The 12,361-nt window shown below is 42.7% G+C and carries 12 protein-coding genes; 11 read left to right on the top strand and 1 reads right to left on the bottom strand.

Annotated elements, in window-relative coordinates:
* Nucleotides 1–4: 4 nt before the first annotated feature.
* On the bottom strand, nt 5–1,366 hold the full coding sequence (gene gorA, locus CWC16_RS09035) for a glutathione-disulfide reductase (protein WP_138541311.1): 1,362 nt from the start codon (nt 1,364–1,366) through the stop codon (nt 5–7).
* A gap of 225 nt (nt 1,367–1,591) precedes the next feature.
* Between gorA and prlC the strand changes: the two genes are divergently transcribed.
* The 11 genes from prlC (at nt 1,592) to fdx (ending at nt 12,164) form a co-directional block, all read left to right on the top strand.
* Nucleotides 1,592–3,643, top strand: a complete 2,052-nt coding sequence (gene prlC, locus CWC16_RS09030; protein WP_138541310.1) for an oligopeptidase A — start codon at nt 1,592–1,594, stop codon at nt 3,641–3,643.
* A gap of 130 nt (nt 3,644–3,773) precedes the next feature.
* Complete coding sequence (locus CWC16_RS09025) at nt 3,774–4,955, top strand: response regulator (protein WP_138541309.1); 1,182 nt, start codon at nt 3,774–3,776, stop codon at nt 4,953–4,955.
* A 50-nt stretch (nt 4,956–5,005) separates the two neighbouring features.
* Nucleotides 5,006–5,761 carry a class I SAM-dependent methyltransferase gene (locus CWC16_RS09020; protein ID WP_138541308.1) on the top strand — a complete coding sequence of 252 codons (756 nt, stop codon included), beginning with the start codon at nt 5,006–5,008 and terminating at the stop codon, nt 5,759–5,761.
* Nucleotides 5,762–5,861: 100 nt separating this feature from the next.
* Nucleotides 5,862–6,590: a tRNA (cytosine(32)/uridine(32)-2'-O)-methyltransferase TrmJ gene (trmJ, locus tag CWC16_RS09015; protein WP_138541307.1), complete on the top strand. Its 729-nt coding sequence runs from the start codon at nt 5,862–5,864 to the stop codon at nt 6,588–6,590.
* A gap of 219 nt (nt 6,591–6,809) precedes the next feature.
* The gene (gene iscR / locus CWC16_RS09010; RefSeq protein ID WP_055016629.1) at nt 6,810–7,301 is read left to right on the top strand and encodes a Fe-S cluster assembly transcriptional regulator IscR; all 492 of its coding nucleotides are present in this window, start codon (nt 6,810–6,812) and stop codon (nt 7,299–7,301) included.
* A gap of 24 nt (nt 7,302–7,325) precedes the next feature.
* Nucleotides 7,326–8,543 (top strand): IscS subfamily cysteine desulfurase, encoded by a 1,218-nt coding sequence (locus CWC16_RS09005; RefSeq protein ID WP_055016628.1) that lies wholly within the window; start codon nt 7,326–7,328, stop codon nt 8,541–8,543.
* A 42-nt stretch (nt 8,544–8,585) separates the two neighbouring features.
* Nucleotides 8,586–8,969: a Fe-S cluster assembly scaffold IscU gene (iscU, locus tag CWC16_RS09000; RefSeq protein WP_055016627.1), complete on the top strand. Its 384-nt coding sequence runs from the start codon at nt 8,586–8,588 to the stop codon at nt 8,967–8,969.
* A 9-nt stretch (nt 8,970–8,978) separates the two neighbouring features.
* Nucleotides 8,979–9,302, top strand: a complete 324-nt coding sequence (iscA, locus tag CWC16_RS08995) for an iron-sulfur cluster assembly protein IscA (protein WP_138541306.1) — start codon at nt 8,979–8,981, stop codon at nt 9,300–9,302.
* Nucleotides 9,303–9,383: 81 nt separating this feature from the next.
* Nucleotides 9,384–9,911, top strand: coding sequence for a co-chaperone HscB (gene hscB / locus CWC16_RS08990; RefSeq protein WP_055016626.1), 528 nt, complete (start codon nt 9,384–9,386; stop codon nt 9,909–9,911).
* A 41-nt stretch (nt 9,912–9,952) separates the two neighbouring features.
* On the top strand, nt 9,953–11,815 hold the full coding sequence (gene hscA, locus CWC16_RS08985; protein ID WP_138541305.1) for a Fe-S protein assembly chaperone HscA: 1,863 nt from the start codon (nt 9,953–9,955) through the stop codon (nt 11,813–11,815).
* A gap of 10 nt (nt 11,816–11,825) precedes the next feature.
* Complete coding sequence (gene fdx / locus CWC16_RS08980) at nt 11,826–12,164, top strand: ISC system 2Fe-2S type ferredoxin (RefSeq protein WP_055016624.1); 339 nt, start codon at nt 11,826–11,828, stop codon at nt 12,162–12,164.
* The last annotated feature ends 197 nt before the right edge of the window (nt 12,165–12,361 follow it).

Genomic DNA, 12,361 nt, shown 5'->3' with positions numbered 1-12,361 from the left:
ATGCCTAGCGCATTGTTACAAACTCTTCAGAGCCTGTCGGATGCAGCGCAACCACGGCATCAAAATCAGCTTTAGTTGCGCCCATTTTCATTGCTACTGCAAAGCCTTGAATCATCTCATCAACAGCAAAACCAATGCCGTGTAAGCCAACAACTTTTTCTTCTGGGCCTACACATACCAGCTTCATTGCACACGGTTGGCGATGTTGCGTAACAGCTGTGTACATAGCGGCAAAGCCCGATTTATACACTTTCACGTTTTCTTCGCCGTGGCGAGCAATGGCTTCTTGCTCGGTTTCACCAATAGTGCCAATAGGTGGATGGCTAAATACAACGGTAGGTACAAGGCTGTAATCCATTTTTAAATCATCAGGGAGTTCTTTATTAAATAAACGCTCTGATAGGGTACGGCCGGCTTTAACAGCGACAGGCGTAAGTTCTATACCGTGTTCAATAATATCGCCTACAGCATAAATACCAGGTACATTGGTGTTTTGATATTCATCTACTTTTACATAACCAGAGCTATTTAGCTCAACCCCTGCTGCTGCAATGTTAATAACATCAGTGCTTGGCTCACGGCCAATAGCCCAAATTACTTGGTCAACGTTTTGACTGTAACCATTTTCAAAATGTATGGTTAAGCTACCATCGCTTTCTTTAACAATTTCTTTAGGCGAGCACTCAGTATGCAGTGTAGGGCCTTCTTTTTTCATGATCTCTACAAGGGTATCAACCAGTAGCGTATCAAAGTTACGAAGTGGCGCATGTTTACGTACAAATAAATGGGTTTCAGTGCCCAAGCCATGCAATACACCGGCAAGCTCTACAGCAATGTAGCCTGCGCCAATAACTGCAACTCGCTTAGGTTGCTCTGTTAATTCAAAAAAGCCATTTGAGTCTATGCCGTATTCTGCACCGGGTATATTAGGTGTGTGAGGACGACCACCTACTGCAATCAAAATATGATCAGCCGTGTAATGCTCGCCGTTTACTTCTACGGTTTTGCTATCAACAAATTTAGCAAACCCGTTAATTACGGTTACGCCATTGTTAGATAAGCCGTTGTCGTACCCTTTATGAATGCGACCAATGTAGGCTTCGCGGCTTTCAACGAGTTTGCTCCAGTTAAAGTCTTTTACTTCTACGTTAAAGCCGTAATCAGGTGCATATAAATTAATTGCTTCAGCAACTTGTGCGCCATGCCACATTACTTTTTTAGGCACACAACCTACATTAACACAGGTGCCGCCCATGTGTTTTGCTTCGATAAGTGCTACTTTAGCGCCACGCATTGCCGCACGGTTAGCAGAGGCAATACCACCACTACCACCACCAATCGCAATGTAATCAAAATGCTGAGCCATGTTTTATCCTCAAAAAAATATTTAACTATAATGTGCCGATGATAGCATATGCTAAGTGCAAGTCACCCAGCGCGGCGCGCTAAAAAGCTGATAAATACAACAAACGAAATTGTTTATTATGCGGATCAGTTTCATTCTAAGCTATATTAGACCCATTAATGGAGGCTTGTATTTCATCGTTTTGCCCCAACTTCAAATTCATAGTCATTTAAATTGAGAAAATTCATGAGCGAAGCACAAACAAATCCACTCATTGGCCTAGAAGGCTTACCCCCGTTTTCAAAAATAAAGCCAGAGTACGTAGTACCGGCACTAAAGCACGGTATAGAGCAATGTCGTAAAGCCATAGATGAGGTGCTAGCGAAAGGCTCGTTTACATGGAACGATTTAGTATTACCCCTTGAAGAAGCGGACGATAAACTCTCGCGTATGTTCTCACCGGTATCGCACCTAAATTCAGTCATGAATAATGATGAATTACGTGAAGCCTACGAGCAATGTTTACCACTTATATCTGAGTACTCAACGTTTGTAGGGCAGCATCAAGGCCTGTACGATGCGTATAACACACTTTATAACAGCGATGAATTTAAGACACTGAGCACTGCACAGCAAAAAACCATTACCAACGCCCTACGTGATTTTAAACTCTCTGGCATTGCCTTATCGGCAGATGACAAAAAGCGTTACGGCGAAATTAGCACGCGCTTATCTGAACTGGCCTCTAAATTTGGTAATAATGTAATGGATGCTACGCTTGCATGGCATAAGCACATTACCGATGAAAGCCAATTGGCAGGCTTGCCAGAGTCGGCCTTGGCGCTTGCCAGCGAAACAGCTAAAAGCAAAGGCTTAGATGGCTGGGTATTTACGCTTGATTTTCCGTCTTACTTACCGGTAATGACCTATGCAGATGATCGAGAACTAAGAAAAGAAACCTACACGGCATTTTGTACGCGCGCTTCAGATCAAGGCCCTAATGCAGGTGAGTTTGATAACTCAGACATTATGAAAGAAGAGCTTGCGCTTCGCCACGAACTAGCGCAGCTGTTAGGGTTTAATAACTATGCTGAAAAATCATTAGCGACTAAAATGGCCGAGTCGCCAGCGCAAGTTTTCTCTTTTTTAGAAGATTTAGCAGCTAAGTCTAAACCTCAAGCAGAGCAAGAAGTAGCAGAGTTAAAAGCCTATGCTGAGCAAAAGCATGGTATAGCTGAACTAGAAGCTTGGGATTTTGGTTACTACAGCGAAAAGCTCAAGCAAGAAAAATACGCTATTTCAGATGAAGTATTACGTCCTTACTTCCCTGCGGACAAAGTGCTGAGTGGTTTATTTGAAACCGTTAATCGCCTTTTTGGTATTCAGGTAAAAGAAGTCAGCGATTTTGATACTTACCATAGCGATGTGCGCTTTTTTGAAATTTTTGATAGCAGCAATACATTGCGCGGCCGTTTTTACCTTGATTTATATGCACGCGAACGCAAACGTGGCGGCGCTTGGATGGACGACTGCATGGGCCGCAAAGTGCGAGCCAGTGGTGAGCTACAAACGCCAGTGGCGTATTTAGTGTGTAACTTTAACAAAGCAGTCGGTGATAAACCGGCGCTATTTACGCATGATGAAGTAACCACATTATTCCACGAATTTGGCCACGGTATTCACCACATGCTTACCCAAGTTGATGCCGCGCCTGTTGCGGGTATCAACGGCGTTGCATGGGATGCCGTAGAGCTACCGAGCCAATTTTTAGAAAACTGGTGTTACGACGAACAAGCACTGAGCTTTATTTCAGGCCACTTTGAAACCGGTGAACCATTACCAAAAGAATTACTTGATAAACTACTGGCTGCTAAAAACTATAATTCGGGTATGCAAATGCTGCGTCAAATTGAGTTTTCATTGTTCGATTTTAAAATTCACCACGACTACCAAGCAAATCAAGCGTGCCAAATTCAAGCGATTTTAAACGACGTACGTAGCCGTACATCGGTTATTAATCCACCTGAATTCAACCGTTTTCAACATGGCTTTAGTCATATTTTTGCAGGCGGCTACAGTGCTGGTTATTACTCGTACAAGTGGGCTGAAGTACTCTCTGCGGATGCATTTTCTAAATTTGAAGAAGACGGTATTTTTAATGCCGAGACAGGTAAAGCCTTCTTAGAAAATATTTTAGAAAAAGGCGGCAGTGAAGAGCCTATGGCGTTATTTAAAAAGTTCCGCGGGCGTGAGCCAAACGTTGATGCGTTACTGCGTCACAGTGGTATAGCTGCATAAACAATTAGTTAACCTTATAAAGCGCCTATATGGCGCTTTTTTTATATTTTTAATATATTGGACAATTGTTTTTAGTAATTTTAATCACCCGTACTATGCTTTGTGTATACGCAGCAAAATGGACTAGGGCATGGCAAAGTTGGTATTAACGATTGATGACGATTTGTATGTTCATCGAATTATTGAAGAGGCTTTAGCGGGCTTTTGTAAGCTTATTCACGCTAAAGACGGCGAACAAGGACTTAAGCTAGCCAAAAAACACACGCCCGACATCGTTTTACTCGATATAGAAATGCCCGGTAAATCAGGCTATGAAATTTGCCAAGCATTAAAAGCAGATGAGTCTACACACGATATACCTATTATGTTTTTGTCCTCTAAGGTGGAGCTTAACGATAGAGTAAAAGGCTACAGCGTAGGCGCGTCTGACTACATCATCAAACCCTTTAATACAGAAGAGCTTATGGCGCGTATTAAAGTGCTTTATGAGTACCGACAGCAATGCGTAAAACTTAAACATGATGTCGCTAAAGCACAAAACACAGCGGCAATGGCCTTAGCTGAATCGGGAGACATGGGCCGTATAGTAAGGTTTGTAGGACAAAGCTACCACTGTCATAATTTTCAGTCATTAAGCGAGCACTTACTTGCTTTTTTTACCCCGTTTAATTTAGATGTGGTCATTGTATTTTGGTATCAAGGGGGAAGCTATTTTTATAGTTTAGAAAGTGGTGTATGCCCACTCGAGCAAGAGCTTTTAGAGCAGCACCGCAATGCTAATCGATTTGTTGATATTGGTAGCAGCACCATTATTAACTACCCCAAAATATCTTTATTAATTAAAAATATGCCGGCTGATAATCGTGCTTTATACGGCCGCTATAAAGACTTATTCCCGCACATACTCGAGGTGACAAACGAAAAGGTCGTTGCTATGGACAGAAACGAAAATAGCTTTGAGCAAGCCACTCAAATTAGCACTGCTTTGCAAGATATCGTAAAGCAACTTACCAGCCAAAATGTTGTACAAAATGACTACACTAGGCAGTTTATAGAGCAGCTGCATGAACTAAACTGCGCTATTAAACAAACACAAGCACAGGCAAACCCTGCAGATTTAACCTTATACATGTCTCAATTAGACGAAACTATGCAGCTGTTAGTGACCGCAAATAGTGATCTAGCATTTATAAAATACCAGCTTAAACAAGTGACCGAGAGCCGCAACGAATTATTGTGTAACCTGCGTAGTAAAGTAGAAGAGGCCAGCTCACATAGTCTTGCGCATCAAAGCGATATAGAGCTATTTTAGTGCGTTAACGCTTGTTATACTGCAGCCGAAATTTTTCGTCGGAGTGTGTAGTGGTTATTCAGTGTGCTTTTAAAGAGTGTCGCCCGTATTTAAATGAGCTAGAAACGCGTTTTAACTTAATCCAATGGGCGCAAAGTTGTAGCGGCTTTAGCCTATATTTTGACGAAACTGGCCTAAACCTACTAAAAACTGATGAACCTAAGCTCGGCGCTATAAACGTAGACTTTGTAACCGGGGCTGTGGCGCACAGGCGAAAATTTGGTGGCGGAAAAGGGCAATCTATAGCTAAAGCGGTGGGCCTAAATAAAGGCGCAACGCCTGTTGTACTTGATGCCACCGCAGGCCTTGGACGAGATGGCTTTGTGCTGGCCTCTCTTGGTTGCAAAGTAATACTGCACGAGCGTCACCCTGTGGTAGCTGCTTTATTGTTTGATGGCTTAAAACGTGCCTACGACGACGCTGAAATTGGCCCTTGGATGCAGCAAAATATGAGCTTAGTGTTTGGCTCAAGCCATACATTGTTAGAGCAATGCGAGAGCATGCCCGATGTAGTGTATTTAGATCCTATGTTTCCTCACCGTGAAAAATCAGCGCTAGTTAAAAAAGAAATGCGCGTATTTCAAGAGCTTGTTGGCGAAGACACCGACGCAGATGATCTACTTGATTTTGCCTATCCACTAGCTAGTAAGCGTGTTGTTGTAAAGCGCCCTGATTACGCCCCATTTTTAAATGACAAAACACCCAGCATGCAAATTAAAACAAAAAAGAACCGTTTTGATGTATATGTAAAAGCGGCCATGGTTTAACGGCATTTAGCGTGTTGATCGGGCTTTAAGGATCTAGGATCTTATTGCTGTTTTATGTTAGAATTCGCACAATTTTTTGGCATAGAAAAGTAGCACAGCAATGATCTTAGATGATATTCGCATCGTTTTAGTTAACACCTCACACTCTGGCAACATTGGTTCGGCGGCCCGCGCCATGAAAACCATGGGCTTATCAAAGCTTTATTTAGTAGACCCTGCTTGTGAAGTAGATAGCCATGCAAGCGCGCTTGCAGCCGGTGCTACCGATGTATTAGGCAATGCGGTTATTGTTGATACCGTGGCTGATGCCATTGCCGATTGTGCATTAACAATTGGCACAAGTGCACGCTCGCGCACGTTGTCTTGGCCTATGGTTGAGCCACGTGAATGCGGTGAAAAGCTAGTTGCTGAGGCGGTGAATGGTCCAGTAGCACTTGTATTTGGTCGTGAAAATAGCGGATTGACCAACGAAGAGCTACAACTGTGTAACTACCATGTATGCATTCCTGCAAATCCTGAATATAGCTCGCTTAATTTAGCTATGGCTGTGCAAACGCTAAGCTACGAAACGCGTATGGCGTTTTTAAATCAGCAGCCAAAGGCAGAGCAAGCAGACGATGAGACTGCTTATCCTAGTTCAAAACAAACAGAGTTATTTTACGAGCATTTAGAACAGACGCTTGATAACACTGGTTTTATTATTAAGCAGCACCCAGGTTTAGTGATGACTAAGCTACGTCGTTTGTTTAACCGAGCTCGCCCAGAAGAGGCAGAGCTAAACATACTGCGCGGTATTCTTACCTCAATTAATAAATCTATTCCTAAGTAAGGTATAGCGATTGGTTATAAAAACCTGCGGGTAAATAACGAGCTAATACTTGACTAAAACACTCAGGTAATTACAATACACCTAATACTTGACCAAAAAGGTCAGGTATTAAAAATTTGTTAATAGAACAGGGTTCTTAATCAAATTTTTATCAAGTGATAATACTTGACTATTTTACTCTGGTAATTAAAATTTGCACTCTTTTGTGCGGGGGGCGTTATGAAGTTAACATCAAAAGGCAGATATGCCGTAACAGCTATGCTGGATGTTGCACTACATGCGAGTGTAGGCCCTGTAGCCCTTGCTGATATTTCACAAAGACAAGAAATTTCTTTGTCATACCTTGAGCAATTATTTGCCCGTTTACGTAAGAATGGCCTAGTGAGCTCGGTTCGTGGTCCTGGCGGGGGGTATTTGCTAGGCCGAGAAGCCACGGTTATCTCTGTTGGCGACGTTATTAGCGCTGTAGACGAATCGGTAGATGCAACACGTTGCCAAGGTGCCGATACCGGGTGTCAAAGTGGTATGCGGTGTTTAACTCACAGCTTATGGTCTGATTTAAGCGCACGCATCGAAGAGTTTTTAAATAATATTACCTTAGCTGAATTGGTGGAAAAGTCAGATGTAAAAGAAATTGCATCTCGCCAAGATAACAGCATCAATAATGCAATTAAGCAGTTGGAAAACATTCAAGTAAGCTGTCAACTATAAAGTTGACCTGCAGCGGAGAGAGAAATGAAGTTACCGATTTATTTAGATTACGCAGCGACCACGCCTGTTGATGAGCGTGTTGCAAAAGAAATGATGCAATGCCTGACAATGGACGGTAATTTTGGTAATCCTGCGTCACGTTCGCACCGTTTTGGTTGGCAAGCTGAAGAAGTAGTTGACCAAGCGCGTACTGACATTGCCGATTTAATTAATGCCGACCCACGTGAAATTGTTTTCACCTCGGGCGCTACAGAATCAAATAACCTTGCAATTAAAGGTGCAGCGCAGTTTTACAAAAAGAAAGGTAAGCACGTTATTACCGCTAAAACTGAGCACAAAGCAGTAATCGACACGTGTCGTGAGCTCGAGCGTCAAGGCTTTGAAGTAACCTACATGGACGTTGAAGAGAACGGCCTACTAGATCTTAAAAAGCTTGAAGAAACAATGCGTGAAGACACTGTACTTGTAAGCATTATGCACGTAAATAACGAGCTAGGTGTAATTCAAGACATTAACACCATTGGTGAAATGTGTCGTGAACGCAAGATAATGTTCCATGTAGACGCAGCACAAAGCGCAGGTAAAGTATTAATCGATGTGCAGCAACTTAAAGTTGACTTTATGTCGTTCTCTGCTCACAAAGTATACGGTCCTAAAGGTATTGGTGCACTTTATGTGCGTCGTAAACCACGTGCTCGCTTAGAAGCGCAAATGCACGGTGGCGGTCACGAACGTGGTATGCGTTCAGGTACACTTGCAACGCATCAGCTAGTAGGTATGGGTGCAGCATTTAGAATTGCTAAGCAAGATTTTGAAAAAGATCACGCACATATCAGCGCATTACGTAAGCGCCTAATTGATGGCATTATGGCTGATATGGACGAAGTATACTTTAACGGCGCACAAGACCAATCTGTTCCAGGTATTGTGAATATCAGCTTTAACTTTGTTGAAGGTGAGTCGCTACTTATGGCAGTAAAAGATATAGCGGTATCGTCTGGTTCTGCGTGTACATCAGCAAGTTTAGAGCCTTCATATGTATTGCGTGCACTTGGTCGCAACGACGAACTAGCACACAGTTCAATTCGCTTCAGTATTGGTCGTTTCACTACCGAAGAAGAAATTGATTACACCGTTGAATTAATTAAAAACTCTATCGGTCGCCTACGCGAGATGTCTCCTTTGTGGGAAATGCATCAAGAAGGTATTGATTTAGATTCAGTTGAATGGGCTCACCACTAATACGTGTGAGCATCTACCGTAGCAGGTAATGAGGATAGAATTATGGCTTATAGTGATAAAGTAATCGACCACGTAGAAAACCCACGTAACGTGGGCGTTCTTGACAAAAACGACCCGTCAGTGGCAACGGGTATGGTTGGCGCACCAGCATGTGGTGACGTAATGAAATTGCAAATTAAAGTATCGTCTGAAGGCGTTATTGAAGATGCTAAATTTAAAACATACGGTTGTGGTAGTGCAATTGCTTCATCGTCACTGGTAACAGAGTGGGTGAAAGGTAAAACACTAGACGAAGCAGCAACCATTAAAAACACTGATATCAGTGCAGAGCTTGAATTACCACCAGTGAAAATTCACTGTTCAATTTTAGCTGAAGATGCAATTCAAGCAGCAATTGCTGATTACAAAAGCAAACAAGCGAAGTAAGAGATACTCATGGCAGTGACATTGACAGATGCGGCAGCAAACCGCGTACAATCATTTTTAGCAAACCGCGGTAAGGGTTTAGGCCTGCGCGTTGGCATTAAAACGACGGGCTGTTCAGGTCTTGCTTATGTACTTGAGTTTGTTGATGAGCTAAACGAAGACGATGAAACCTTTAAAGCTAATGGCGTTACCTTAATTGTGGATGCTAAAAGCTTGGTTTATATCGATGGCACAGAGCTTGACTACACCAAAGAAGGTTTAAATGAAGGGTTTAAATTTAATAACCCTAACCAAGCCGATGAGTGTGGTTGTGGCGAAAGCTTTACCGTTTAAGCTCAACTACCTTTGTAGTATTTATAAGCCCTGCCAGTAATTGTAGGGCTTTATTATTTGTGAATTATATTGGTTAAAGTTATGCGTTATTTTGAGTTATTTGCGATACCTGTTGATTATAATATCGACATGGCCACAATAAATAAGCACTACCTTGAGCTGCAACGCGCAGTGCACCCTGATCGTCAGGCTAATGCGAGTAGTCGCGATAAGTTGATGGCTGTACAAAGCACGGCTGAAATTAACGATGCCCTACAAACACTTAAGCACCCAGTTAAGCGGGCCGAATATATGCTAAGTGAGTTAGGTGTTGATATTCGTGCAGAGCAACAAACACTGCAAGATCCAATGTTTTTAATGCAGCAAATGGAGCTGCGTGAAGAGCTTGAAGAGCTTGCATCGGCGAGTGACCCTGATACCGCAATTGCTAATTTTGAATCACAAATAAAACAATTAAAAGCCCAGTACAGTAATGAACTTGCCGAGCAACTTGCAAGTAACGATGAGGCGCAATATCAACAAGCTGCTGATAATATTCGCAAATTAAAGTTTGTATATAAACTGAAAGACGAGCTTGAGCGCATTGAAGACAGTTTATTTGACGATTAATTACTTGCTGTAAAGCGAGCAACACGAGTTAAAAGAGCATTATGGCATTATTGCAAATTGCTGAGCCGGGGCAGAGCGCGGCACCACATGAACACAAATTAGCTATAGGAATTGACCTAGGCACCACAAATTCATTGGTAGCAACGGTACAAAGTGGCGAAGCCCGTACATTAACAGATGAGCTTGGTGCTGCCATGCTGCCATCGGTTGTACGCTATCAAGCCGGTGGTGTAACAGTCGGTACAGAAGCTGCACAAGCAGCAACACAAGATCCTGCAAACACCCTAATTTCAGTTAAACGTTTTTTAGGTAAAACCCAAGCTGAAATTGAACAAAGTTATGGCCAGCTACCTTATCAATTTTGTGAAGACAACGGCTCACTAGCTATTCAAACAGAAGCTGGAAAAATAAGCCCTGTAACAGCCTCTAGCCATATTTTATCGGCATTAAAAGCACGCGCAGAGCAAAGCTTTGGTAACCAAGACATTTTAGGTGCTGTCATTACCGTACCGGCTTACTTTGATGATGCACAACGTCAAAGCACTAAAGATGCAGCCGAGCTTGCGGGCATTAACGTATTGCGCTTATTAAACGAGCCAACCGCTGCGGCAGTTGCCTATGGTTTAGATTCAGGCCAAGAAGGCATTATCGCTGTTTATGATTTAGGTGGAGGCACCTTTGATATTTCAATACTTCGCTTGCACCAAGGTGTGTTTGAAGTAATGGCTACCGGCGGTGACTCAAGCTTAGGCGGTGATGATTTCGATGCGTTATTGGTGGACTACTTTAAGCAGCAAACCGATATTTCTACATTATCGCCTTCTGTACTGCGCTTATTTATAAATAAAGCAAAAGCCTGTAAAGAAGCACTGAGCCAGTACGCAAAAGTGAATGTAGTACTTGAATTTGACGAGCAAAAACATACCGTAGAAGTTACACGCGAGACTTTTGACGAGTTGGCTATGCCGCTTGTTAAAAAAACGCTTCGTTCGTGTCGCCGTGCGGTAAAAGATGCTGGCATTGAAAACGAAGAAGTGCTGCAGGTTGTCATGGTAGGTGGCTCAACCCGCATGCCTCTGGTTCGTAGCCAAGTGGAAAGCTTTTTTGAAAAAGAACCGCTTACATCTATCGACCCTGATCGCGTTGTGGCATTAGGTGCCGCATTACAAGCTGATGTATTAGTGGGCAACAAGCCTGATTCTGACATGCTATTACTTGATGTATTGCCACTGTCGCTTGGACTTGAAACGATGGGCGGGTTAGTTGAAAAAATAATTCCGCGTAATACCACTATTCCTGTGGCTCGAGCACAAGAATTCACTACGTTTAAAGATGGCCAAACAGCTATGTCTTTACACGTACTTCAAGGTGAACGCGAACTGGTTGATGATTGCCGCTCGCTCGCTAAATTTAGTTTAAAAGGCATACCGGCTATGGCTGCAGGTGCTGCACATATTCGTGTTACCTTTAAAGTGGATGCCGATGGCTTGCTGAGTGTATCAGCAATGGAAAAATCAACAGGTGTGCAAGCTGAAATACAAGTTAAACCTTCGTTTGGCTTATCTGATGACCAAGTGGCTAACATGCTAAAAGAGTCAATGAGCAACGCTAAAGACGATATGCAAGCACGCATGCTTAAAGAGCAGCAAGTTGAAGCTCTTCGTGTTATAGAAGCGCTAGAAGCATCACTTGCGACGGATGGTGATTTGCTTGATGATATTCAACTTGCTAATTTAAGAGCTGAAATAAGCGAGCTTGCTAAAGTGCGCGAAACAGCGACACAACCAAGTGATATTAAAGCCGCAATTGAAAAAGTAGATAACGCTAGCAGCGATTTTGCCTCGCGCAGAATGGATGCATCAATTAAAAAAGCCCTTACAGGGCAGTCAGTAGACAACGTTTAAAGAGGTTAGAATGCCACAAATTATTTTTCTTCCCCATCCGGAATTATGTCCTGACGGTGCAGCATTAGAAGCGCCACAAGGCGAAACAGTCCTTGATGTGGCCCTTAAAAATGGCATTAGTATTCCCCATGCATGTGAGAAGTCGTGTGCATGTACCACGTGCCACTTAGTAATTCGCGAAGGCTTTGACTCACTTGATGAAAGCGATGAGCTAGAAGACGACATGTTAGATAAAGCATGGGGCTTAGAGCCAGAATCTCGTTTAGGCTGCCAAGCAGTGATTAAAGATGAAGACCTAGTGGTTGAAATACCTAAGTACAATCTCAATATCGTTAATGAAGAGCATTAATTCTAAACGGCTTTGATTTCGTAAAAACCGCTGTAGTTGCTTGGTCTCTACAGCGGTTTTTTGTTTTAGCGCTTTCAGCTTTCAGCCGTCAGTTTTTAGTTGCCCGAGATGGAGGTTTAGCTATTTGTGTTAATAAATTGAAGTAGCTTTACATTCATTTCTCTATTTTTTTAAGCTGCTGATAGCTGATAGCTGAT

This window comes from Pseudoalteromonas sp. S3776 (genome assembly GCF_005886915.1).
Taxonomy (GTDB): domain Bacteria; phylum Pseudomonadota; class Gammaproteobacteria; order Enterobacterales; family Alteromonadaceae; genus Pseudoalteromonas.
Note: the sequence above shows the minus strand (reverse complement) of the source record. Positions and strands in the feature narration are given on the sequence as shown.